Here is a 24,476-nt window from a genome sequence, read left to right on the forward strand (position 1 = left end):
AATAACTAATTTACCAGCCTTTGGGTAATGGGTCAAGTAATTGAATAATGGGTGATGGCAATGCATCTCCCGGAAGTTTATTTGGAATATTGGCAAACTCACGCTCCTGAAATCCGAGGGCGGCATTCCAATACAACTCGTTGGCTCTACTGGTGCTGACAGGTTTAACTTGTTCACCTGGCCATTCTTCTTCACCTAGAATAAATGGCGTTATGTAATCTATAGCAAGTCGTATACTTCGTCCTTCAGTACTACGATAAGCAAATAGCTCAACATCAAGATGACGACCAAGGCGGGCAACACCCACTAGCGCACGTGCACCATAAATACTATAGCTTAATGCATTGGTGCGGATAAGTTCTTGCGGCTGGCGACCATCAATGAAGACCTGCCCAAAAATACGTGCGGGCATAAGGTCTAGATGATTGCGTGCAATTTCGGGTTTTTCACCATAGAGCGAATAGAGAATTAAATGATAATTATACCAAGCACCATGGTTGTTGGGCTGCATAGCCTCCTCTATACCTTCCGGACTTTCCACCATCCAAGTGGCTAGTTCACCAAACCAACTGCGTAGGTTTTTTTGGTCTTTTTCTGTCCAGCCAGAATAGTCTTCAAGTAGAATTGCGCAATCAACGACCCAGTCCATTCTATTAGATTCTAGAATACCTCCACTACTATTATAATCATGACCACGGCGCTTTTGACCGAAACGGAAATTAGGGTTCATTCTAGTTTCAGGGTCAAGATACCAGATACGAATTTGCTGCACGGCACGTTCTGCATAACGTTCATCTCCCGTAAAGTACCAAGCAGGAACCAACGAACTAACCGCTCTGCCCATAGCCTCAAGTCTAGAAACATCAGAAGTGCGGCGATCAGGATTTGTAACCCCGTCACGCCAAATGTACGGACCATCGGGATTTTCAGCATCTGGCCACCAATAAGGGCTATAGCTAAAGTAGTCGTGTGCATCGCCACTAGGTGGTAATGCACCTTTAGTAACAACATTAACAATGGGTTGTTCAAGTGCAGCATCGGCTTTTTCAACGATTATTTTTAAGGCGGCAACCAAATCAGAATTGCCCGCTGCAAGTTCTTTTTTTATTCTTGGTAGTTGATCTCCTTGACCAATGAGTAGAGCTGGTGTGGTATTGGTTTTAATATTTTGTGAAAAAACTAAAAGGAATGAAAATAGGAAAATCGTAGTTATTGCAAATTGTCTCATAATAGTTCAGTAGTAATAGATTTTTATAGCAATACTTAATATTTGATGCTAATGAAGTTAAGCATTCATTTTTTATGCTTTCTTTTTTCTTAGATATGTGCTTACAGCAGAAAAAAGTAGTGCAGCTACTAATAATAGCATTCCATAAAATGTCAAATCACCAGATTTACCTTCGCTTTCTCGTCCATAAATTGCCAGCGCTAGTCCAGTAATAGATAGTATGATTGAGATAATGTTTAGTAGTTTATGGTTTTTCATGCAGTTAAATTTTGATAACTAGTTTAAAATGAAAATTCTTGGGAATACTACAGTTAAGGTTTCATTTTGAACTTAATACTTGCAGCCTATTCTATATATGTAATTAATATAAAGAAAAAGCTGTTTTCAATAAGATGCTATTGCTCTCTTCTCAACCATTGATCAAACGCTACTAATTTATCATTGTTTACGGCTAACCATTTTAAGGCCTCTTCGTTTTCGATTTGGCTTATGTAATTGCAATATGTTTCTAAATGATCACTTTTAGCTAGATCATAAAAGAAGGGGATGTAGAATTTCCACCAAACTTTTTTATTATTGTCCTCCTTTAATTCACCTAATATTTTAAAGAATGATTCTGTATTTTTAATAAACATTTCATCCTTTGTTTTGTCTTTATTTTCTTCAAGAGATTTTGAAGCTTCTAACATAGAAATCATTAATTCTGCCGCACCAAACTGTTTGTCATTGTTTATGGACAGTAGAATATTAATATTATTTGGTTTTTCTGGATCTTTAGTAACATTGCCACCAAAATTATTTTGCAAATTTTGATATGCAATTTTTGACCTTTCACTATCTGGTTCTAGAAATAGAAAATAATGTGATGCTAGTAAGGTTTGAACCGTATTACCTTTTTGATTATGAATGTATGAGAGTATCAAATGACTACTTGAATGATTAGGATTTAGTTCAATTGCCTTAAGTAGTTGCTCTTCTGCTTTATCTAAATCATTAAGCTTGTAGTAGTTTATACCTAAATTAAAATGAAGCAAATAATGGATACGTTTTTGTTTGATTGCTTTTTCAAAAAGCTTGATTGACTCTTTTGTTTTACCTAACATATCTAAAGATGATCCTTTTGTTAGAGTGGCTTCTAACAAATAATCTTCATTTTGCTTTAGAACAAAATCTGAGTACTTGACAGCTTCTTCATAATTCCCTTTTGAGAAGTAGCTCAAAGACATTTCATAATGGGCCAGAGTAGATTTTGGGTCTACATCAAGCGCTTTAGAATAAGAAGCAATGGCATTGTCATAATCTCCATTATCATGGTGTTCAATACCTTCTTTTACATAGTCTTCTAGGTTATTTTGAGAAAAAAGAGATAGAAAAGAAAATAAAAATAGGGCTGTTATGGTTGATTGTCTCATGGTTTGTTAATATACACTTTTTAATTTTACATGATGTTGTTGTATAAGGTTTATTACGAATTTTAAGCACCTAATTTAGCAAGTCAAATCGAACAAAACATTAAAAAGGATTTCCGTAAGTAGGCTAGAAATAGCAATAAATTATACACGGTTTTGTGCATAGTGATTTTTATTCCGGAATTTGAAATTCTTGTACTTCAATAAACTTGTACATAGTTTTCAGTTTTTTCAAGACGCCTGTTATTTGAATATTTCTTTTATCCTTGTGTGCATCAACAGCTTCTTGATAATTTTCTCTACTTAAGCTAGCTTTTACTTTAATTGGCATATTGTCTAAAAGACTACCAAATGTAATTTCATTTCTTTCTCCTTCTGGGTCAGCAGACTTTAAAGTAATAATTCGACCGACTAAAGTTCTTTGATTTTCTTCACTTAAACTTTCATTAATACTTTCTATTAAGTTTGTAAGTTTTATAAGATTATCATTATAGATATTTTCTGTATTTATTTTTACAGAATCTTGGATATCACTAAAATAGAATTCAATATTTCTACTTTCAGTTTTATCATAAATCTTTTCAATATCCTTTAATAGATTGAGATTGATATTTTCTTGATTTTCTTCTAGATGATTTTCATCAAATTGTCCGTTAGAGTTAAAAACGGAATTCTGAACATAAGAAAGGACAGATTTTAATTTGGTGTTTATTTGATTTGCAATAATCGGTGCATCAAACAATTGTGGTTCTCTTATAATTTCATCCGAAGGCAGTTCTATTTTAGCAATAAAGCTTCCTACTTCCGTTTGAAGAAACTTACAATAGTTCAAATATCTATATGCTTCTGCTGGTTTTGAATTAATCTGAATGTCAGGATTCATAACAAATGAAGCTGTGTCAACTAATAAATCTTTTAAACCTTCAATTAATTCCTCAAACCTCTTAAATCCAATTTTTCCGTCTTCAGTTTGATTATCGTGAATTCTAATAGATAAAATTGCATTATCTTCTTCAATTATAACTTCAAGTTCTTCGATAGAAATTTCATAAATGTCTGCTAAAAGATTTAAAGTATTTTTTAAAAACTTTGTATAATCAGAACTTTCAGGGTTTTTTGGTATTGGAAGTAAATATTCCTCTTCAAATCCCAAAGAATTAGGTGCACGAAAAAATTGAAACTTGTCAGTTTCTTTATTTAGAATCCATTCCCGATTCGTAATGTATGATATTATTTTCGTGTTTGTTATCATCCGTAATGTTCCGCAAATAAGGTTTGAAAAAAGTCCATTCCAATTTTATTTTCAAACGGAATATTTATTCTTATGGTATTTTGATTTTGTGTTTGTACCATTCCTACCTGTGGGTAAAAATAGTAAACACGCTGATTCATATTTAAATTTATTTCTCCAATTTCAGCCCATTGGTTTTTGTTATCTGGTAGTATAGCTAAAATTAAAACAAGTGGTGCATTTCCATCGTTAAATCTTTCTATTAAGTCGTTATATGTTTTAGCTTCTAAATCATATTTCAAATGGTCATCTTCAAAAATAATTCTATGTTCTTCAGTAGATTTAAGCTGTAACTCAACATATTGTCCTGAATGAATATGTCTTGTTTTACCATTTCTAGTTAAAATTTTGTCATAAGTAACAGAAAAGTCAACTCCACCTGTATCATCAGGAACCTGCAATTTGTAACCATTGTAGTTGGCTACAACAGCTACAAAAGCATTTGAAAGTTTTTCTTTTATCTGTTCTTCTGTCATTAAGAGTTCAGTTTCGTCATTATGCACAACAATTGTGTTTGTGCACAATTACACATATTCGTAAATAGTATGGTATATGTGCAATATTTCAGCTAAAGTGGTAGGGGAGAGTACTTTGCTTGGTACTGCAATATAAAGAAGTTTACGGTATATTTTCTTACGGGTTTCCGTAAAACTGTCAGAAAAATAAAAGAGGTGTAAAGAGAATAAAACGAGCTGGGTTTGTAATTAAAATTAGTGCACCGTAGCACCCACCCCTCAATCCCCTCCCAAGAGGGGAGAATTTCGTTTTTGGTTAGGAGTGATTTCACATCAAATTCAAAATTAGTTTTTAACTGGTTTTATTCAATTTTTTGGTTTTCAGATTCTTTAACTCGTTTTATATATCCAGCTTTTTTCCCCATAGTATAGCCTAGAAAAAAAACTGCTACTGGAACTAGAAGAATTAGTATTACTTGTGGTGCTCCTATTGCTAATGTAATCATAGTTGATATTTTTTATAAAAGTTAGTATTCAATTTAAAAGAATGGTTTAAAGTTTATTTACGGGTTTCCGTATGCTTAGGCAGTAGTAGTCGGTTTATTCAGATATGTAATTATTTTAATCTTTCAGCTATTTCATGTTCGTCGACTATAATTCCTGTTCTTAAGATCATTTTTCTTTTTCCAGTTGTATCATCTCTAAAAATATCAAATACAGGTTGACAATTTTTAATTCTAAAATTCAATTCCTTTAATCCGATAATTAGACCATGTGCTATGGTTTCATCATAAACATGATTGGAGCAAGATTTATTGAAAATGCATTTTCTGCGCTTATTTTTTGGAATGATTATCCAGTAAGTTTTAATTATTAATATGAGTAGGTATTTCATTTATTTGCTAAAAACAACCATTTGTTTTGTTGTTGAATAACCGGGTTTTCCACCAAAACCAAAACATCCATTATCAGGTCCGACATATGTAGAGACTCCCTCAAGTCTTATGTAGTTCCAACCTTCTAACGCGTATTTGTTTATTAAAGCTTCTAATTGTTGTGCTACGTGGTCAGATGTGCCATTTTTGAATTCTATAGCTGCTACAAAGGGTACTACTTTATACTTCATATTTTTTATTTTTATTACTGCTAACAAATTAAAGAAGCTTAAAGTTCATTTGCTTACGGGTTTCCGTAATACTGTCAGAAAAATAAAAAAGGTGTAAAGAGAATATACCGAGCTGCGTTTTTAATTAAAATTAGTACACCGTAGCACCCACCCCTCAATCCCCTCCCAGGAGGGGAGGATTTCGTTTTTATTTGCGAATTTTTGGTTGGTTGGGAGCTTTTGTTTCTATAATTACTATTTCTTCTTATGTTTCTAAAAAGTTTAATCACAGTCACTATCTGTTCCCCTCTTGGGAGGGGCTAGGGGTGGGTATTTTGGGGTTGGAATAGTGAATGATTACTTGGTATTGGAATTAGGTTACAGTGGCGTTTGATGTTTAACATTGTACACCATAGCACCCACCCCTTAATCCCCTCTCAAGAGGGGAGGATTTCGTTTTTATTTGCGAATTTTCTGTTCGTTGGGAGCTTCTGTTTCTAGAACTACTAGTTTTTCTTATTTATCTAAAAGGCTAAATAACAATCACTATCTGTTCCCCTCTTGGGAGGGGCTAGGGGTGGGTAGTACAATAGACATATTAAACTCACATTACTCTACCTTTTTACCGTTCATTTCCTGACCGTTTTGAAATAGGGTCAAGCTTCCTATATTCCCATTTTCATCATTTATAAACTGAATTTGAGCACCTACCTCTTTTATGTAAAAAGTATCGTTCGATTTGGCGAGAATATCCATTATAGGTTGCCCAGTTGCTTGTGCCTTCAATTGATTTCCTTCTTTGATAATTGTAATTTTAAAAGTGGGCATTAATTCATAAACACCTACGTAGCTTTCTAATAGTGCTCCTGGTACTTCAAACTCTTTTGTTAAGTTACTGGTGTCAACACCTAATTTAGTAAGCATATCTATCGCATTTTGATTGCCAGGGTTCAGTTCTACCGCTTTTGTGTAATTCTCTATAGCTCCTTTATTATCACCTGATATCATTAATGCTTCGGCATAACTGTCATATGCATTAGATGATTTTGGATACGCACCTACGTTCAGTTTAAAAACTTGAATAGCTTCTTTTGTTTTGTCAGACCCCAATAGTTGATACCCCGCGTTGTTCATATCATTTTCATTGACATCGAAATCTTTATTATCCTTATTCTTTTTAAAATATGCAACTCCTTCATCTATACCTTTCGTTTCTATAACCTTTAAAAGTTTAGATGCTAATGGAGCTTTTAGGTGGTTATAACTTTTATTGTTTATAATACCAAGTATAGATTGTGTAATTTGACCTAAGGGCGCACCACCTGTATTATTTAAAAGCACAATTAATGACTTGTCTGAGAGCGACCTTGAAATTTGTGTATTGAATCCGTTAATACCACCACCATGGGAAATTACCGCAATACTATCGGTTGTGTTACCTATGGCTTCATTACCAACCATCCATCCGTAGGCATAATGAAAACTACCAAATGCAGGTATGAACGGTTTAAAATACATATCCATATATTTTTGGGATAACAATTTGTTGGTGTATAAAGCTTGGTCCCACAGATATAAATCTTCAACGGTAGAATAAAGAGAACCTGCCGCATATGGGATAGACATATCTAAGTAAGGAGAATTGATGAACTCGTTGCCATTTTTCTCATAACCTGTAGCTCTATTTTTTAGGATGGCAGAATGATGGTCAAATCCCGATTCTTTCATTCCTAATGGAAGAAATATCTTCTCTTCTAGCATTTCTTCATACGTTTTACCGGATATTTTTTCAACTAGAAATCCCAATAAAAAATAACCGGAATTACTGTAGTTAAACATTTCACCGGGAGTAAATTCCAGCTCCATATCTTGAAACTTTTCGGTAAACTCTTCTGGGGTATAAGGGTTGCGACTATCCTCTTCAAAAAATTTAGGGAATGCCGTGTAATTAGGTACGCCGGCAGTGTGGGTCAATAAATGATGGGTGGTAATTTGGTCTCCGTTTTTTTTTTTGGGTAATTAGGTAAGTAGGTGGTTATGGGTGCCTGAAGATCTAATTTGCCTTCTTCTGCCAATTGCAATATAAGCATGGCGGTAAATTGCTTGGTTACAGAACCCAATCTGTGTTTGGTATTAGGGCTATTGGGAATATCCCATTCCATATTTGCCATACCATATCCCTTTTTTAAAATAACCTTTCCATCTTTGGCAATTAGGGCAGAACCATTGAATTTGTCAAAAGATAGATATTCTTCTAGAAGCTCATCTATCTGTTCAGCCTGCGTTTGACTGAAAGCCATAGTCCCTGTAAATAATAATAAGAATAAATTTAAAACGATAGTTCTGATTAAAATTGGTTGCGCTGTTTTCATGCAATTCGTTTTTTGATTGATTATTTTATGAGTAAGCATTTTTATTTTTCATTCTTATAAATGACTCCGCCTTTCATCACAAATTTTACATTCTCTAAAGTGGAGATGTCATTTATAGGATTGGTATCTACTGCAATAATATCTGCCAGTAACCCTTCTTTTACTTCACCACGATCGGTAAGTTCTAACATTTCTGCACTATTAGTGGTTGCTGTTTTAATTGCTTCTTTATTACTCATGCCACATTCTATCAATGCAGCGAATTCAATTGCATTTTTACCATGAGGGATTATAGGAGTATCTGTGCCAAAAGCAATTTTTACATCTGCCTTGATAGCTTTTATAAGGTTTTGTTTGGCGATTGGCATTACGTAGTTTGCTTTACCGGCCATTACGGGGTCCATTTTGTCTATCATAGGTTCAATGATAGTAGCTAGACCCCTTGTAGGAACTAAATACACTCCATTTTCTTTCATTAACTGAATACCCTCATCATCGATAATAGATCCATGCTCAATAGAATACACACCAGCTCTTATTGCCTCTTTAATGCCTTCTGTACCATGTGCGTGGGCGGCAACTTTAATATGATGTCTAGAAGCTTCATCTACAATGGTCTTCATTTCTTCTTTGCTTAATTGTTGTGCACCAATAGCATCTTCCATAGATAGCACACCAGCAGTAGCGTGCATTTTAATGAATTTAGCCCCATGCTTAATTTGGTAGCGTACCGCTTCAATGGCGTCATATTTTCCATTGATGATGCCGTCATTAGGCCCAACGGTAACCAACCCTTCGGCTAGCCCTAACGAAATATCACCATGCCCGCCATTAATAGAAATCATATGTCCCGATGGAATGATTCTGGGTGCTTTTATCATTCCTTTGTCAGAAGCTTCGGAAACTGCAACATCTATAAGCTCTGGCGTAATATGCAACTGGCCTATACTTCTTATGGTGGTGAAACCGGCCATTAATGTTTTTTCAGCATTCACAATTGCCCTTACAGTACCTTGACTGGCACTTTCTTTATAGACATAGTCCCAGTTCCCTCTAAAATCGCCATCTAAATGCACGTGCATATCCATTAGACCGGGCAGTAAGATTTTACCGGTTAGGTCTACAGTTTCTACATCGTTAGGCAATGTCTTAGGGTTGATGGATTTTATAGTTCCGTTTTCGATTAGAAGATTAGCTGGAGAGATTAATTTACCAGTTCTAACATTTAAGTACGAATCTGCCTTAATCAATTTGGATTGGGCATGAATGGATATTGAAGAAGTAAAAAGTAGTGCTAGTAGTAAGAGATTTTTCATTTAATAATGGTTGATTTTAATGGTATTTATTCAGCTGGATAATATTAGATGAAAGTAGTGAAAATAAGTGGTATACGTTCTTGTTTTTATGGAAGAAATGGGGTTTGTTATTATCCAGCGGATCCCCCTTTAATCCCCTCTCAGGATGTGAGGATTTCATTTTTGGTTTTGAAATTTCAGGTGTTTTGGGGGATTAGGTTTTATAGTAGTTACTTCGCTTTTTTTTATCTAAAAAGATTTTTTATACTCACAATCTGTTCCCCTCTCGGGAGGGGCTAGGGGTGGGTAGTTTGTGAGTCAGGATAGTGAATGATTACGTGGTTTTAGAATTTGGTTAGAGTGGCGTTTGTAATTTAACATTGTACACCGTAGAACCCACCCCTCAATCCCCTCCGAGGAGGGGAGAATTACGTTTTTATTTGCGAATTTTTGGTTCGTTGGGAACTTCTGTTTCTACAACTGCTCTTTCTTTAAATGTATCTATGAATCAAATTACAGTCACGGTCTGTTCCCCTCTTGGGAGGGGCTAGGGGTGGGTAATTTGTGAGTTAGAGTAGTGAATGATTACCTGGTTTTAGAATTTGGTGAGAATGGCGTTTGTAATTTAAAATTATTGCATCGTAGCACCCACCCCTTAATCCCCTCCGAGGAGGGGAGGATTTTATTTTTGGTTGTGAATTTTTGGTTTGTTGGGAACTTCTGTTTCTACAACTGCTCTTTCTTTAAATGTATCTATGAATCAAATTACAGTCACTATCTGTTCCCCTCTTGGGAGGGGCTAGGGGTGGGTAATTTGTGAGTCAGAATAGTGAATGATTACTTGGTTTTAAAATTTGGTTAGAGTGGCGTTTGAAGTTTAACATTGTGCACCATAGCACCCACCCCTCAATCCCCTCCCAAGAGGGGAGGATTTCGTTTCTATTTGCGAATTTTTAGTTCGTTGGGAGCTTCTGTTTCTAGAACTACTAGTTTTTCTTATTTATCTAAAAAGCTAAATTATAGTCACTATCTGTTCCCCTCTTGGGAGGGGCTAGGGGTGGGTGTTTTATTCTATGATTTCATAGTCGATACTAAGTTTTCTCAAAGCCCTTAAAGCTGAACCAGAGTTTTTATCATCAACGTCAATATCTACTGCATCGCCTTCTAAATATACTTGTAAGTTCACTAGCGAGTGAATTACTCATGTTCGGCGAAATTTCGGAGATGCATTGCACTATCGCTCGTTTGTCAGGTCTTGGGGCATTACATGATAATAAGTTTAATTTCATAGTTATTTATATTCTTGCAAGTTGTTGGAAATTAATTTAGTCAGAATTCTTTTTGCTGTTTTGAGAGGCTAGCTGTGGGTATCTCTTCGTTCCAATTCTTCAATATACTCTTTAATTTCTACCATAACATGTGATAGGTTATTCTTTACGTCGGTATCTGAAAACCTTAGCATATGTACGCCTAAAGATTCTAAGCGTGCTTGTCTTCTCTTATCTCTTTCTTCATGTCCTTCTTTAAAGTGAATACTACCATCTACTTCTATGGCGAGTTGAAGTTCTTTACAATAAAAATCTACTATATATTGGTCAATAGGAATCTGTCTACTAAATTTTTGACCCAGTTTTTTGCCTTTAATTTCTCGCCATAGCGCAATTTCACCTAAGGTCATATTGTTCCTTAGCTTTTTAGCCAGTTCAACCAATTTTGGATTGTAAGGAATGATTTTTCTCATCGTAAGATTTAACCTTTGAACTCCACTGGAGTATAAATAAATACATTTTCAATTGTGTACTTATAGTTTAAAGAAGGCTTTGTTTTCATAAGAGAAATTTTATGGAATATAGCTAAAGTATATTATATCAGCGTATCACCCACCCCTCAATCCCCTCCCGGGAGGGGAGGTTTTCATTTTTGGTTTTGAAATTTCAGGTGTTTTGGGGATTGGGTTTTACAGTAGTTACTTCGCTTTTTTTTTTATCTAAAAAAAATTTTTTATAGTCACAATCTATTCCTAACTCTGGAAGGGCTAGGGGTGGGTAGTTTGTGAGTCAGAATAGTGTATGATTACTTGGTTTTAGAATTTGGTTAGAGTGGCGTTTGTAATTGAAATTAGTACACCATAGCACCCACCCCTCAATCCCCTCCCGGGAGGGGAGGTTTCGTATTTGGTTTTGAAATTTCAGGTGTTTTGGGGATTGGGTTTTACAGCAGTTACTTCGCTTTTTTTTATCTAAAAATTTTTTTATAGTCACAATCTATTCCCCTCTTGGGAGGGGCTAGGGGTGGGTAGTTTGTAGGTTGGAAGATTGAATGATTACTTGGTTTTTGAAATTGGTGAGAATGGCGTTTTGAAGTTAAACATTTTGCATCGTAGTACCCACCCCTTAATCCCCTCCCAGGAGGGGAGAATTGCGTTTTTGTTGGTTGCTAGAAAGAGCGGTTTTAGTATTAGAAAATATTTTCAAGCTATACGAATAGTAGTATAATAGTCAACACTATGCCGCCTAATGAAAAATATAGACCTTTTTTAAACACTGTAGTTTTTGGCATAAACATCCAAAAAGAGGAGACTACGAAAAACAGCAATGAGAGTCCGAAAAATATATTCAGAAAATATACGGGGCTATTCGTTGTTGCTTTATGAAGGTGTTCCATTTTATCTAAAATAAAAGGAAGTTCCATCTTTTTTATAGTAGCCATACCTGTAGCAGTGTTGTACTGGCCTTGTTTAAAGTAAACAATGTCGCCCTCGGTCTTTTCGGGTTTTACACCTCCTTTTATGCGTAGTGCACCACTAAGTTCAGCAGTTTTTAAATTTGGTTGTAACTGACGTTCTATAATTTTTTCACTTTTCAGAAAATCAGTATTTCTGTAAATCATGATAATTCCGCTAATGGCATACATAGCCATGATACCGGCTAAAAAGAAACCTAGGTAGCGGTGAATAATTCTCATACGTAAACTTGTGGTCATTCTCATTTTGTATTATTTATAAATTGGCATTGGCCTAGCAAAAATAGGAACATATTTTTATAAACGGTTATGACTGTTTTAAAGGAGAAAGGTTTAATGGTAGTTTGTAAAAAAAGAAAACCCCAAAGAGAAAAATCTCTTCGGGGCATTCTCCGTTGTTTGGTATTAATTATTATTTAAAACCTATTTCTTTAATACCTTCATGGCTAATTTTAATGGCGTCTAAAGGTTTTAAGCCGTCAAAGGTCATATCTTGCTCAACCATATAGTACTTCATTCCAGAAAGCTCTTTGTTCGTCAAGATATTTTTAAACCCTATAGAACCTGTACCCACCGGGGCAAACCTACCTTGTTCGTCCATATCTTTAACATGCCATATTTTAAAACGACCTGGGTACTTGTTGAAATAAGCAATAGGGTTGGCACCTGCTTTGGTAACCCAAAATAAATCCATCTGAAAGTTCAATAATTTAGGGTCTATATTTTCTAATAAATAGTCTATTGGTACAATACCTTCAGCATTCTTCTTGAATTCAAAATCATGATTGTGGTATAATAATTTTAACCCTGCTTTATTTGCCTTTTCACCAAGTGTGGTTAAAATTTTTGCCAAGTCTTCTACAGTGCCTGTCATACCCATAGTTCTGTCTTCTTGGTTGAAGGTAAACATACCCATTGGAGGAATTGGAACTACGAAATATTTAAAACCTGCAGTCTTGGCATCTGACATCATTTTATCTGCATTGTCAAGAGTTACTGCACTTTGGTGCGTACTGATAGGTTTTAATTTTAAAGATTTTAATAAGTCTTTAAAATCTGCAGGAGTCATACCATAATACTTGCCATCTTCATAACCGGCTGCTTCAATGTTTTTATAACCTGCATCTGAAACTGCCTGTAGCGTAGCCTTTGCATTTGTACCCATATCGTCTCTAACCGTGTAAAGTGCAAGACCGCCAAATTTCTTTTGGGCGTAGGTGGTCAATGTGCCGAACATAAAAGCTGCGAGAACGGTACATTTTAAAAAGTTGTTTAATGTTGATTTGTTCATTGTTGTTGTATTAATTGAGCGTGTTAGTTTTATTGTTTAAAGCTGTAGAGGTATGGAGCTTTATGCGCTTTGCCCTCAAAAAGTTTCTCATGTCGTTCTAAGATGTCTAACGATAACATTTTGCGTTGAAAACTTGTGCGTCTTAACGTCTGGTCTAAAATGGCTTCAAAAACTTGTTGTAATTGCTTCATCGTAAATTTTTGAGGTAGTAAATTCATACCTATTAATTTTTCACTGATGTTGTTACGAAGTACCTCAAGCGCTTTATCTACAATTTCGTTATGATCCATCATTAATTGTGGTACATTATCAATGTCATACCAACCAATACTATCAGAAAGGTGGTCTGGTTTTGGATCTACATCTTCATAATTAATAAGCGCATAATGCCCTACCGTTAAAAAGCGTTCTAGCATCCAACTATTTTCTTCTAGGTCTTTGTTGTTACCTTCTAAGATGCGGCGCATATCAAAAACATTGGCTCTATCGGGTTTATCAAAAACCTGAAACTGATCCATAAAAACGTTTGTAAGCCCCGTTCTATCTTCTACACCTTTGTTTACGGCGTCTTTTAAACTCTGGTCTTTTTTGATAAATCCCCCCGGAAGTGCAAATAAGCCCGTATTGTGATATTCTAGAATTAAAATTTTTAATGTCTTACCATTAAAACCAAATATTACACAGTCATAAGAAAGGTTAGGAATGAATTTCATATTTTTTGCACCTCTCGTTAGTGAATTTGATAATTTTTAGTTGTGATTTTCAAATAAAGCATAAAATAACGGGTTTTCAAAGGATTATTGTAATTAAATGAGACAATAGATAAAATGTGCCGATATGAATAGTTCATATTCACATCGGCACATTTTAAAAATCTAAATTAAATAAGATTACGGTCTACTTTGTTCTGGCTCTTTAAAATACCAGACATTCATACTTTCTAAAGTATCTCTGACCATGCAATTATTCTTCAAGGTTCCGGCAAAAATGAACCCGTGCTTACTAAAGGTAATGTTTAATCCGTAAGATGTAGATCTAACCATGGTATATATAGTTTTGCATGCAAAACTTTTCATTTTCTCCTTAATGTCTTGCACCAAGAAGTATGATAGATTTTGGCCTCTGTAATCTGGGTGTGTTACAAAATCTACAATTTCCATATTACCCTCTTCTTTGTTAATGCCAATGATGGCGGAAACAAGTAATTGTCCATTTTGAAAAAGCCCATAGAACTGATGATTTAATTCTTTTAGCTTTGAGAAATAGGTTACATCTTTAATTTGATTTGGATGATATTTATATGCTTTGTTATGCAAAGTTTCAAGCAAATGAAACTCATTGCTCGCAAGCTCTCTTAGGATCATATTTTCAGGCATATGAAAATAGGAATCAGAATCTGGTTTGTTGGCAGCTTGGGCAATAGATTTTACTGTAGCAATGGTCTTAGCTATTTTATCATTATACCCATGGCGTTCTTTGTTGATATAATCCGCTAGAAAATAACCATCAGTGGTGCCATTATATAAACCTGGAATTTTGGCTTCTATCTCAAAGCCTTTTGACTTTAAAATAGCTGCTTTTTCTTCGGTTGTCTTACTTAGAATTTTTTCATATTGCTTCTCGTTTGCAAGAGTCTTCATTTTTTGAAGCAAGTTGTCCAAGTCAACATTATCGGATTGAGAGAAATAAATACGTTTATGCATGTTGCCATGGTAAACCAAAGCACCGTCTATGTTTTCAATTGTTTCGAACATAAATTTCGATTATCAGATAAAAATTGCGTTAACTATTTACGAATTTGACCATCACCAAATACATAATATTTGTTGGTGACCAATTGTTTTAACCCTAAAGGACCACGGTGATGCAATTTGTCTGTACTAATAGCCAATTCTGCACCAACACCCATTTGTCCGCCATCTGTAAAACGCGTTGATGCATTTTGGTATACAGCCGCACAGTCTACTTCTTCCATAAATTGTAGGGCCGTGTTTTTATTTGAGGTCATAATTGTAGCAGAATGTCCGCCAGAATTATCATTTATTTTTTCAACTGCTTCATCTAAAGATTCAACTGCACCTAGACAACACTTCATAGCAAGAAATTCTTCCTGCCAGATAGCATCATCTTGAATGCGTTGTGCGTCTTTTAAAACAGTATTTACATTTGTATCTACTAATGTTTCTACACCATTTGCATTTAAAAGTTGGTAAATATCCGTTAGTTTTTGCTCGTAATTCTCAATTTTAGAATTGATCAATATTTTGTCAAGAGCATTGCAAGCCGATATTTTCTCGGTTTTGGCGTTCATGATGACTTTTATGCTTTTCTCCCAATCAGCTTCTTTATCTACAAACAAAAAGTTGTTACCTCTACCGCTCACCAAAACAGCACATTTGGCATGTTCTTTTACAAAACTGATCAAACGTTCACCTCCTCTTGGTACTATAAGATCAAGTTTTTCAGTTGGGTTTCTTAAAAACTCTTGCGTTTCTTCCCTATTCATGGTCAATTGTTGAATAAACGCTTCTGATAATCCGTTTTCTTCAAGAGCCTTATGCCAAAGTTTTACCAGAATGGTATTACTGTACAGCGCTTCTTTACCGCCTTTTAAAAGAATTTTATTGTTTGCTTTAAAAGCAAGAACCGCAGCTTCTATGGTGACATCTGGTCTAGATTCATAAATAATCATTATTGTACCAAAAGGAGCTGTTTTGTTACAGATGTCTAACCCGTTATCTAAGTGCTGTTGAGAAATTACTTTACCCACGGGATCGTCTTGAGACATTACCTTTTCTATAGAACCGATCATACCGTCAATTTTGTTGTTGGTTACGATAAGCCTATCGTACATGGCTTGATTATCTTTCTCAAAAAGATTAAGGTCTTTCTTGTTAGCGTCTAATACGCTACTTCGGTTTTCATCCAAAAGACGCATCATGCTGTTTAAAACCTTGTTTTTTATTTCCGTTGAAATTATTTTCATTATGCTTCTACTTTTTCTTCTAGGGTTACTTTTGTACCCACATTTTTTCCTTCTATAATATCAATTATTGTACGCTCTTTTTTACCATTGGCAATGTATGTCGGTATATTTTTGGCTGCTGCCTGTTGAGCATAATCTAATTTAGACCCCATGCCACCACGGCCTTCTCCTGCTTTCTTAGCATTATCCTGAATAAATTTATCTAGATTTTCTTCAGGGTTCACATGAGTTATAAGATTACTGCTTTCTGCATTTGGGTGACCGGTATAAAGACCGTCAATATCTGTTAGGATAATCATTTTGTCTGCGTCAATAAGTTGTGCAATTAAACTTGCTAGCTCATCATTATCTGAAAACATACTCATGGTAACCGAAACTGCATCATCTTCATTTGCAATAGGAATTACACCTTCAGATAATAATCCTTCTACACAATCAATCATATTCTGTCTATGCACGCCTGGCGTAAAATCTCGCTTTGTCGGTAATACTTGAGCGCACTTCATACCGTAATCATGAAAAATATTATAATATAAACGCATCATACGCGGTTGCCCAATAGCCGAGTATACTTGTCTGCGTTGTGTATCATCTTCAATAGATGAGGCACCTAAAACTTCACGCCCCGCAATAACGGAGCCAGAAGAAACTAGCACGGTTATAATATCTCTTTCATATAATTCTGCAATTTGTTGTACCAAATTTCGCAATACCGGTCTCACAATACGATTGTCCTTATTGGTCATTACGTTAGTGCCTACCTTAATTACTATTTTCTGTTTATACATTTACTTTTTCTTTTCCAAGTTCTACTGCACGTTCAAATGCTGCGAACGCTGCTTCTTTTATCAATTCTCCTACATTGTTATTTTCCATAGAATCTAGCGCTGCCCGTGTAGTACCACCTTTGCTGGCAACTTTGTCCATCCAAGAGTTTGGGGAAAGTTCGTTTTGATTAAAAAGCTCAATGGCACCGGTAAATGTTTGTGCTACCAATACTTTTGAAACCTTTGGGGTAAAGCCCATTTTTAGAGCAGCTTCCATCATGCTCTGCATGAAGTAAAATACATATGCAGGACCACTACCGGAAATACCTGTAGAGGCATCAATGAAATTCTCATCACTAACCAAAACAGATTTACCTGTAGTGTCCAGTAGACTTTCTATAGTCAGTAACTCAATTCTGGTAACATCTTCAGAAGCAACAAATGAAGTCAGCCCTTTACCAATTTGTGCCGGTAAATTAGGCATGGCACGTACTATTTTTGTGAGTCCGGTTAAGTTTTTAATCGTATCCATAGTAACCCCTGCCATAATGGAAATAAGAATTTGACCAGGTTTTACAAGAGGGTTTAATTTTAAAAATACGCTTTCTGCATGATAGGGTTTGACCGCTATAAAAATGATATCTGCCTCTGGGGCACATTTCTTTAAGTCATCAAAAGCATCAAATTGTGGGTTCTCGCGTAATGCCTCTAGCTTCTCTTCAGAAGTATCTAGCACCATTATATTTCTCTTCTTAAGTAATTTTGATTTCGACATGCCTTCTGCATAAGTCAAGCCCATGTTGCCGGCTCCTATTACTAGTATTTTCATGAATTCAATTTTAATTATTGGATTATATGTATGACTTTATAATTAGATAAATAACATTTTTTCGACAGCGTTGTTTTTATGTCTGTAATATATTTGTCTGTAGGTGTGTAAAGTTTTTATAGGTATACCCATAAAGTATTTTGTGATTGAGGTAACCTTAGACTTTTTTAGTCCTTTGCGTGTTCTGTACAATTCTTTGGTGTTGCTTTCTCTCTTGATGTAAAATAATTTCATGTAGTGATGTTTCAAATAGTAACATAACATATGTGTTACCAACTCCAAATTAGAGTTGTTAAGCTTGTGTTATTCTATTTTAAAAGGTGTTAATAATAAAAAGTATGCTAGTTTTAGCTTTGTGATGGGGGTAGTGTTTTATAGGTAAGCGCGTAGAATTTCTGTATTAGACGTGCGGCGTAAAGATTTTAAACCTTTATCTTTTATTTGACGTACACGTTCTCTGGTAACGTCAAAAACTTCACCTATTTCAACTAAGCTCATAGCGGGCTGATTGCCAAGACCGAAGAACAGACGAATAACATCGCCTTGTCTTTCAGGTATTTTCTTTAAAACTTGATTAATATCGGTTTCCAATGATTCTGCCATCATCTCTTTGTCTGGGCTATTCAATTTAGTAGACTCTAGAACATGATATAGAGATGACGATTCCCCATTTTTAAAGGGAGCATCTAATGAAATGGATTTACCTGAATTTTTCAAAGAACTTTTTACTTTTGAAACATTCATATCTAATTCTTTTGCAATTTCAGAAGCACTAGGTGCTCTTTCGTTTTCTTGTTCTAGAGCAGAGTATACTTGATAGATTTTAGAACTGACCGCAATCTTGTTCTGTGGTAAACGTATAAGTCGAGATTTGTTCGATAGTGCCTGAAGTATAGATTGACGAATCCACCAAACAGCATAGGATATAAATTTAAATCCCCTAGTTTCATCAAAGCGTTTCGCGGCTTTTACCAGACCTAAATTACCTTCGTTTATAAGGTCTGTAAGACGTAGACCTCTATTTTGATATTGCTTTGCCGCAGATACTACAAACCTTAGATTGGCACTCACCAATTTATCTAACGCTTTCTGATCACCTTCACGAATTTTTTTTGCCAATTCTACTTCTTCATCAGCAGTAATCAAATCTATTTTACTGATTTCTTGAAAGTATTTTTCTAATGATTTAGCATCTCTGTTCGTAATTTGTTTGGTGATCTTTAATTGTCGCATAGAATAAATTAAGGTTAAATTATAACATAGTATAATTTCGTTAAAATGCAAGAAATTGATCTATTTTGTGATTTATTTGACTATTTTAAAGGGTTTTTTGCTTGTTTTTGAGCTAAAAATGATGGTTTTTGAAAAATTTGGTTTTTAGCTTTTTTATAGAGAATACTTCTTGAAACTTATAAATAGGCATTAAAAAGTGTATAATGCCTAATTCAATTGTATTGAGTCAAATCTTTACTTACTAAATTATTTAATTTGTAAATATTTATTTGAATACGTGATTCAGTTTTATGTTGTTATTGTATTGCTATTTATAACTGTATATTCAACGTTTTAATCCTTAATTTAGAGACTTTAATTCTGCATTATTATGAACAAAAAATTTCATTTTCTTGATGATGGTGGTGAAATGGGTAGGCTAATGCGAGAAAAAGATTGGTCTCTTACTCCGTTAGGTGAACCAGATGGTTGGCCACAGAGTTTGCGCATTACCTTGAACATCATGTTGAACTCACCTTTTCCTATGTTCTTGTTTTGGGGAGATACTTTAAAAAGCTTTTACAATGATGCTTATAGACCTATTTTGGGAGATGATGGTAAACATCCAAAGATATTAGGGTTAAACGGAAAGGAAGCTTGGTCTGAAAGTTGGACGGATGTAGAACCTATGCTGAAAATAGTAACCGAAAAAGGGGAGTCTATCTGGAAGGAGAATTTGATGGTTCCTATTTTTCGTAACGGTCAAATGGAAGATGTTTATTGGACATTTAGTTATAGTCCGGTAAAGGATGAAGCTGGTAGCGTTTCTGGCGTCTTGGTAATTGTAACAGATACAACAGAAGCTGTATTGGCAGAAAGACGTTTAAAGGAAAGTGAACGCAGGTTTAGAGAAGTTGCAAATTTATCACCGGTTTGGATATGGATTACTGATAATGAAATTAATATTCAATATTCTAATCGTGCCTTGTTAGATTATGTAGGTGTAGAAAATGAATCTGACTTTACAGGTCAAGTTTGGATAGATGTGGTGCACCCTGATGATCTGGATGTTGTTTTCAAAGGATTTGGAAAAGCTGTTGAAGATGAGTCCGATTTTGCCCTAGAATATCGCGTTAAAAGAAAAGAAACCGGTAATTACGAATGGTTCAAAGTTTTAGGAGCTCCTAAATTTGAAGAAGGTAAAATGGTTGGTTTCATTGGTACGGGCATGAATATTGATAAGCAAAAATCATTTTCTGACCATCTAAAGAAAGAAGTAGATATACGTACCAAAGAGCTTGCGGATAGTAATGATAAGCTAGAGGCAATGAACAAAGAACTACAGTCCTTTGCATATATTTCTAGTCACGATTTACAAGAGCCGTTACGTAAAATACAAATGTTCGCTGAGGTGTTGATGGAGAATGAGTTTGATAAATTGTCCACATCTGGTAAGGCGAAATTTGAAAAAATACAATCTGCTGCGAACAGAATGCAGTCACTCATCAATGATTTACTTTCTTATTCTAGAACGGACACTGAAAAGAGGGTGTTTGAAGTTGTGGATTTAAAAGAAGTAATTGCAGATGTAAAAAATGATTTAGGGGATGAGCTTAATCATAAACATGGTAAAATTACTTTGCTGAAATCTTGTAAATTAGAGGTAGTGCCCTTTCAGTTTAGACAGTTAATGTATAATCTATTATCTAATTCTATAAAGTACGCAAAGAGTGATGTCTCTCCTGAAATTACTATAGATACTACAATCATTAAAAATGCGAATTCCATAGATAGTAGTTTAAAAAACAAAAAAGAATACGTTCAAATAACCATTACCGATAATGGTATTGGGTTCGATGAACAGTTTGCAGAAAAGATTTTTGAAGTATTTCAACGTTTACATTCCAAGCAAGAATATGTTGGTACCGGTATAGGATTGGCAATTGTGAAGAAAATTGTACAAAACCATTTTGGAGTGATAAGCGCTACGGGAAAATTAAATGAAGGCTCTGTTTTTGTAATTGTAATGCCCAAAGCACAATAGAACATCACGTTTAAAATAAATGACAAAAGTATTTTAGAGCTTTCTGAAGACAATGTAAAGGTTGTAGAAAAGAATACAGATGCTAAAAACTGGACCGGTAAGATGAATATACCGGCATGCGGCGCATTAATTTTTACTGAATAATAAGATTTTAGCTGTGATTCACTAATACAGAAGAACGTAAAGTAGGTTAAAACCTACAATTCGACACTTTTTTTGATTCAGGCTTAATTGTGGTAATAATTTATTGTATTTTGTTATAGTATCTATGGTTAAAACGATAATTTTACCAGCTTAAATGTGGCGAACTAATATTGATGTATTTAATGGAATATAGTTTCATATATGGCCCTGAAAAAATGGTTAATGAAATATTTCAAAGAACAATGATCGCTGCAGGAGTTGATTTTGAAATTTTGCATGACAATACTGTTAAGCTACCAGATGATTTAAGTGATGACAAGCTTCAATTTATCATAAAGGAACTTAATAGTTTTGGTGTAAAAGTTCAGACGAAAGAAAATCGTGATATTGTTGAAGAAATCAAGATTTACATTAAGAAAATGGTTTATGAGGGAGACATTAGAAATGTAAAAATATCAGAATTACTTTCTAATCAATTGGGGTTTAGTTACCCATACCTTTCTAATTTATTTTCTAGTAAAACATTTACCTCAATAGAGAATTTTTATATTTTAGTACGCATAGAAAAAGTGAAAGAATTAGTGCTATTAGAGAATACAAGTTTAGGTGAGATTGCTCACGACTTAAATTTTAGCAGTGTTCCTCATTTGTCAAATCAATTCAAAAAAGTAACTGGGTTAACCATCACCCAATACATGAAGTTTAGAAAAAGGTAAGAAGAACGGTTCTTCTTTTCAATACATGAATAGTGAAAATGGATAAATTAAAAATACTTCTCGTTGATGACGATGAAGACGACAGACAGTTTTTTGCAGATGCATTGGAGGGAGTTGAACTCAATACAGAGCTACGCCAGTTAGAGAACGGTAAAAGTTGTATGGAATTTTTGCTTAGCGACACCGATAATACGCCAGATTTGGTTTTTCTAGATTTGAATATGCCGATCATGAACGGGTTTGAGTGTTTGGAAGCAATAAGACGTACACCTCATTTAAAAGATTTGTTAGTAGCGATCTACTCTACATCTTCTGCGGAAAGAGATATTGAAGAAACCTTTGAAAAAGGAGCCAATATTTACATTAAAAAACCTTCAAGTTTTAGTGAGCTTAAAAAGTCATTAAAGCAAGTAGTTAAAATGAATTGGGCATATCACTTAAACGATTTTAAAAAGGAGAATTTTTTATTAAAAATTTAAGTTCTTTACACCCATTATAGTATTAAAGTTGTTTCATTAGGAACAACTTTTTTTGTTTTAGCACCAAGCAAGTCGTATCATAATCATTTATTTCGCAGTACCTTAACAAAGGCTTGAAAAGTTATATAGTATGGAGAATAGTTTAGTAGATGACATTTTTAAAACAATGGTAGATAATGCCGACACTGCTGTATTATATACTGAGCCATTGGTGCCTAATTCTTTAAATGCAAAAGAATACCTTGTTAAGTATGCAAACCAACAAGCGCAAAGTTTCTTTGTGATCTCTTCTGATAGTAATGAAAATTATACTTTAGAAGAAATCGTGAAATATGATGAACTTTTAATTTTGGCTAATAAGGTTCTTGAAACGGGTGAAGATGAAAATTTTAGTATTATAGTTAAGGAAGCAGTTAGTATACTTAATTATCATGTTAGAATAAGATCTTTTCATAAAGGTCTTTTGTTCGCCTTATCTTTAATTAAGCCGAAATTTATAACCGATAATGAATCTAAGCTTCCTTTAGGTAATTTAAAGTCAAGAAATAGAGAACTTGAAATTTTTAATCTTTTTGGTATACGGGTTCTAGATAGTAATGATAGTATTATTACGTATTTGAAACCGGTACTTAATACTACAGGCAATGTCAATGACTTTCGTATTGACTATATCAATAATCGTATAGGAGAGATAGCCAACGACGATTCTGCTTTTGTAGAAGGTAAGACCATTTTAGAATATTACCCCAAAAACTCGGAAAATGGGGTACTAGAAATTTTAGCAGAATGTTATACAACCGGTGAAAATAAAGAATATACAAAAGAGTTCATTTTCAATGAAGAGTCCGTATGGCTAACCACCAAGGCGGTTAAAATGAATGATGGGCTTATACTGTTCTCTAAAGATGTTACTCAAGAAAAAAAATATGAAGCGCAGTTATTTATACAAAACAGGTTGTTATCAGAGGCTGAACACGTAGCTAATATTGGGAGCTTTAGATGGAATTTGGTCGAAGATCAAATAAAGTATTCTGATAACGTTTATAGATTGTTTGGTTATGATCCCAATGAGTTTGATAATAAATATGATCGCCTGCTAACATTTTTACATCCAAATGATATTGAAAAAGTAAAATCTAGTTTTAAGGTAGCTAGAAGAAATAAATCCAAAACTGACTCGGTATTTCGTGTTTATACAAAATCTCAAGAGTTAAGATATATGAACACTATTGGTGAATGCTATCAGAAAGAAGGAAGTTGGTATATGGTTGGTGTTATCAGGGACGTCACCAAACAAATTGAAGCAGAATCTATACTCCAGATAAAGAATACAGAATTAAAACGTACAAATGCTGATTTGGAGGCATTTAATCGCGTGGCCAGTCATGACCTTCAAGAACCTCTACGTAAAATACAGATGTTCGTTAGTCGATTAGATGAAGAAGAAGAGGGGCGTTTAAGTAATAGGTCCCAAGGGTATTTGTCCAAAATCAAATACTCTTCTGATAGAATGCGTAACCTCATTAATAACCTTTTATCTTATTCAAAAGTAGATGAGGTAGGTGAGCAGCCCAAAAGAGTAGACTTAAATGATGTATTGAAAAATGTTTTGGAAGATTTAGGGGAGCGTATCAATGATTTAAATGCTCAAATTGAATCGGTAAGCTTACCGGTGGTAAACGGTGTTCAATTTCAATTAGAGCAATTATTCGCTAACCTTATAGGTAATTCTCTCAAATACGTAAAAGAAGGTGTGCAGCCTAATATTAAAATTTTGGGTAGTATAGTCAGTGGAAACAAAACAGAAGTTGAGACTTTACTGCCAAGCATTAATTACGTAAAACTGCAATTCATTGATAATGGTATAGGGTTTGAAAAAAAATACCAAGAGAAAATTTTCGAAATCTTCCAGCGCTTACATGGTAAAACAGAATTCTCTGGTACTGGGTTGGGGTTATCTATATGTAAGAAAATTGTCCAGTCCCATAATGGAACAATTATGGCCAAGGGGGAATTAGATAAAGGAGCAGAATTTACTGTTTATCTTCCTACATTACTATAATCTAAGGTGTATTACATCATTTTAATCCGTCTTCTTAAAATTGTGTAAC

The 24,476-nt window shown here is 34.5% G+C and carries 24 protein-coding genes and 1 pseudogene; 4 read left to right on the forward strand and 21 right to left on the reverse strand.

Annotated features, from left to right (window positions below):
* Positions 1 to 10: 10 nt before the first annotated feature.
* From PXD56_RS12555 to PXD56_RS12655, 21 genes and pseudogenes are all read right to left on the reverse strand, one after another.
* Positions 11 to 1,228 (reverse strand): alginate lyase family protein, encoded by a 1,218-nt coding sequence (locus PXD56_RS12555; protein ID WP_276493692.1) that lies wholly within the window; start codon positions 1,226 to 1,228, stop codon positions 11 to 13.
* Between the two features lie 72 nt (positions 1,229 to 1,300).
* Positions 1,301 to 1,486: a hypothetical protein gene (locus tag PXD56_RS12560; RefSeq protein ID WP_276493693.1), complete on the reverse strand. Its 186-nt coding sequence runs from the start codon at positions 1,484 to 1,486 to the stop codon at positions 1,301 to 1,303.
* A 137-nt stretch (positions 1,487 to 1,623) separates the two neighbouring features.
* Positions 1,624 to 2,640, reverse strand: a complete 1,017-nt coding sequence (locus PXD56_RS12565) for a tetratricopeptide repeat protein (RefSeq protein ID WP_276493694.1) — start codon at positions 2,638 to 2,640, stop codon at positions 1,624 to 1,626.
* Between the two features lie 169 nt (positions 2,641 to 2,809).
* A complete protein-coding gene (locus PXD56_RS12570) occupies positions 2,810 to 3,790 on the reverse strand; it encodes a hypothetical protein (RefSeq protein ID WP_276493695.1) in 981 nt (326 codons plus the stop codon).
* Between the two features lie 95 nt (positions 3,791 to 3,885).
* Positions 3,886 to 4,404, reverse strand: a complete 519-nt coding sequence (locus tag PXD56_RS12575) for a DUF4365 domain-containing protein (protein ID WP_276493696.1) — start codon at positions 4,402 to 4,404, stop codon at positions 3,886 to 3,888.
* A gap of 341 nt (positions 4,405 to 4,745) precedes the next feature.
* On the reverse strand, positions 4,746 to 4,889 hold the full coding sequence (locus PXD56_RS12580) for a hypothetical protein (protein WP_276493697.1): 144 nt from the start codon (positions 4,887 to 4,889) through the stop codon (positions 4,746 to 4,748).
* A gap of 110 nt (positions 4,890 to 4,999) precedes the next feature.
* Positions 5,000 to 5,278, reverse strand: a complete 279-nt coding sequence (gene yidD / locus PXD56_RS12585) for a membrane protein insertion efficiency factor YidD (RefSeq protein ID WP_276493698.1) — start codon at positions 5,276 to 5,278, stop codon at positions 5,000 to 5,002.
* Positions 5,279 to 5,509: a hypothetical protein gene (locus PXD56_RS12590; RefSeq protein ID WP_276493699.1), complete on the reverse strand. Its 231-nt coding sequence runs from the start codon at positions 5,507 to 5,509 to the stop codon at positions 5,279 to 5,281.
* Between the two features lie 588 nt (positions 5,510 to 6,097).
* Positions 6,098 to 7,462, reverse strand: a complete 1,365-nt coding sequence (locus tag PXD56_RS12595) for a serine hydrolase (RefSeq protein WP_276493700.1) — start codon at positions 7,460 to 7,462, stop codon at positions 6,098 to 6,100.
* Positions 7,459 to 7,860, reverse strand: a complete 402-nt coding sequence (locus PXD56_RS12600) for a serine hydrolase domain-containing protein (RefSeq protein ID WP_276493701.1) — start codon at positions 7,858 to 7,860, stop codon at positions 7,459 to 7,461. Before PXD56_RS12600 ends, PXD56_RS12595 begins: the two co-directional genes overlap by 4 nt.
* 41 nt (positions 7,861 to 7,901) lie before the next feature.
* Entirely contained in the window at positions 7,902 to 9,176 is a 1,275-nt protein-coding gene (locus PXD56_RS12605) for a metal-dependent hydrolase family protein (protein WP_276493702.1), read from the reverse strand.
* A gap of 1,045 nt (positions 9,177 to 10,221) precedes the next feature.
* Positions 10,222 to 10,444, reverse strand: a pseudogene (locus PXD56_RS12610) (hypothetical protein).
* A gap of 68 nt (positions 10,445 to 10,512) precedes the next feature.
* Positions 10,513 to 10,896, reverse strand: a complete 384-nt coding sequence (locus PXD56_RS12615) for an endonuclease domain-containing protein (RefSeq protein WP_276493703.1) — start codon at positions 10,894 to 10,896, stop codon at positions 10,513 to 10,515.
* A gap of 734 nt (positions 10,897 to 11,630) precedes the next feature.
* Complete coding sequence (locus PXD56_RS12620; protein WP_338088460.1) at positions 11,631 to 12,137, reverse strand: hypothetical protein; 507 nt, start codon at positions 12,135 to 12,137, stop codon at positions 11,631 to 11,633.
* 172 nt (positions 12,138 to 12,309) lie between these two features.
* On the reverse strand, positions 12,310 to 13,134 hold the full coding sequence (locus PXD56_RS12625; RefSeq protein ID WP_276493873.1) for a sugar phosphate isomerase/epimerase family protein: 825 nt from the start codon (positions 13,132 to 13,134) through the stop codon (positions 12,310 to 12,312).
* An 83-nt stretch (positions 13,135 to 13,217) separates the two neighbouring features.
* Positions 13,218 to 13,901, reverse strand: coding sequence for an NUDIX hydrolase (locus PXD56_RS12630; RefSeq protein WP_276493705.1), 684 nt, complete (start codon positions 13,899 to 13,901; stop codon positions 13,218 to 13,220).
* Between the two features lie 177 nt (positions 13,902 to 14,078).
* Positions 14,079 to 14,942 carry a GNAT family N-acetyltransferase gene (locus tag PXD56_RS12635; protein WP_276493706.1) on the reverse strand — a complete coding sequence of 288 codons (864 nt, stop codon included), beginning with the start codon at positions 14,940 to 14,942 and terminating at the stop codon, positions 14,079 to 14,081.
* Positions 14,943 to 14,974: 32 nt separating this feature from the next.
* Positions 14,975 to 16,174 (reverse strand): glutamate-5-semialdehyde dehydrogenase, encoded by a 1,200-nt coding sequence (locus tag PXD56_RS12640; protein WP_276493707.1) that lies wholly within the window; start codon positions 16,172 to 16,174, stop codon positions 14,975 to 14,977.
* Complete coding sequence (proB, locus tag PXD56_RS12645) at positions 16,174 to 16,962, reverse strand: glutamate 5-kinase (protein ID WP_276493708.1); 789 nt, start codon at positions 16,960 to 16,962, stop codon at positions 16,174 to 16,176. The genes PXD56_RS12640 and proB overlap by 1 nt, the downstream gene beginning before the upstream one ends.
* Complete coding sequence (gene proC, locus PXD56_RS12650; protein ID WP_276493709.1) at positions 16,955 to 17,770, reverse strand: pyrroline-5-carboxylate reductase; 816 nt, start codon at positions 17,768 to 17,770, stop codon at positions 16,955 to 16,957. Before proC ends, proB begins: the two co-directional genes overlap by 8 nt.
* A gap of 372 nt (positions 17,771 to 18,142) precedes the next feature.
* A complete protein-coding gene (locus PXD56_RS12655; RefSeq protein WP_276493710.1) occupies positions 18,143 to 19,003 on the reverse strand; it encodes a sigma-70 family RNA polymerase sigma factor in 861 nt (286 codons plus the stop codon).
* A gap of 370 nt (positions 19,004 to 19,373) precedes the next feature.
* Between PXD56_RS12655 and PXD56_RS12660 the strand changes: the two genes are divergently transcribed.
* From PXD56_RS12660 to PXD56_RS12675, 4 genes are all read left to right on the forward strand, one after another.
* A complete protein-coding gene (locus tag PXD56_RS12660; protein ID WP_276493711.1) occupies positions 19,374 to 21,026 on the forward strand; it encodes a PAS domain-containing sensor histidine kinase in 1,653 nt (550 codons plus the stop codon).
* A 317-nt stretch (positions 21,027 to 21,343) separates the two neighbouring features.
* Positions 21,344 to 21,886, forward strand: a complete 543-nt coding sequence (locus PXD56_RS12665; RefSeq protein WP_276493712.1) for a helix-turn-helix domain-containing protein — start codon at positions 21,344 to 21,346, stop codon at positions 21,884 to 21,886.
* 38 nt (positions 21,887 to 21,924) lie between these two features.
* Positions 21,925 to 22,365 carry a response regulator gene (locus tag PXD56_RS12670; protein WP_036156688.1) on the forward strand — a complete coding sequence of 147 codons (441 nt, stop codon included), beginning with the start codon at positions 21,925 to 21,927 and terminating at the stop codon, positions 22,363 to 22,365.
* Between the two features lie 130 nt (positions 22,366 to 22,495).
* Positions 22,496 to 24,427 carry a sensor histidine kinase gene (locus PXD56_RS12675; protein ID WP_276493713.1) on the forward strand — a complete coding sequence of 644 codons (1,932 nt, stop codon included), beginning with the start codon at positions 22,496 to 22,498 and terminating at the stop codon, positions 24,425 to 24,427.
* Positions 24,428 to 24,476 lie beyond the last annotated feature (49 nt).

It is taken from the genome of Maribacter zhoushanensis, assembly GCF_029350975.1.
Classification (GTDB): domain Bacteria; phylum Bacteroidota; class Bacteroidia; order Flavobacteriales; family Flavobacteriaceae; genus Maribacter; species Maribacter zhoushanensis.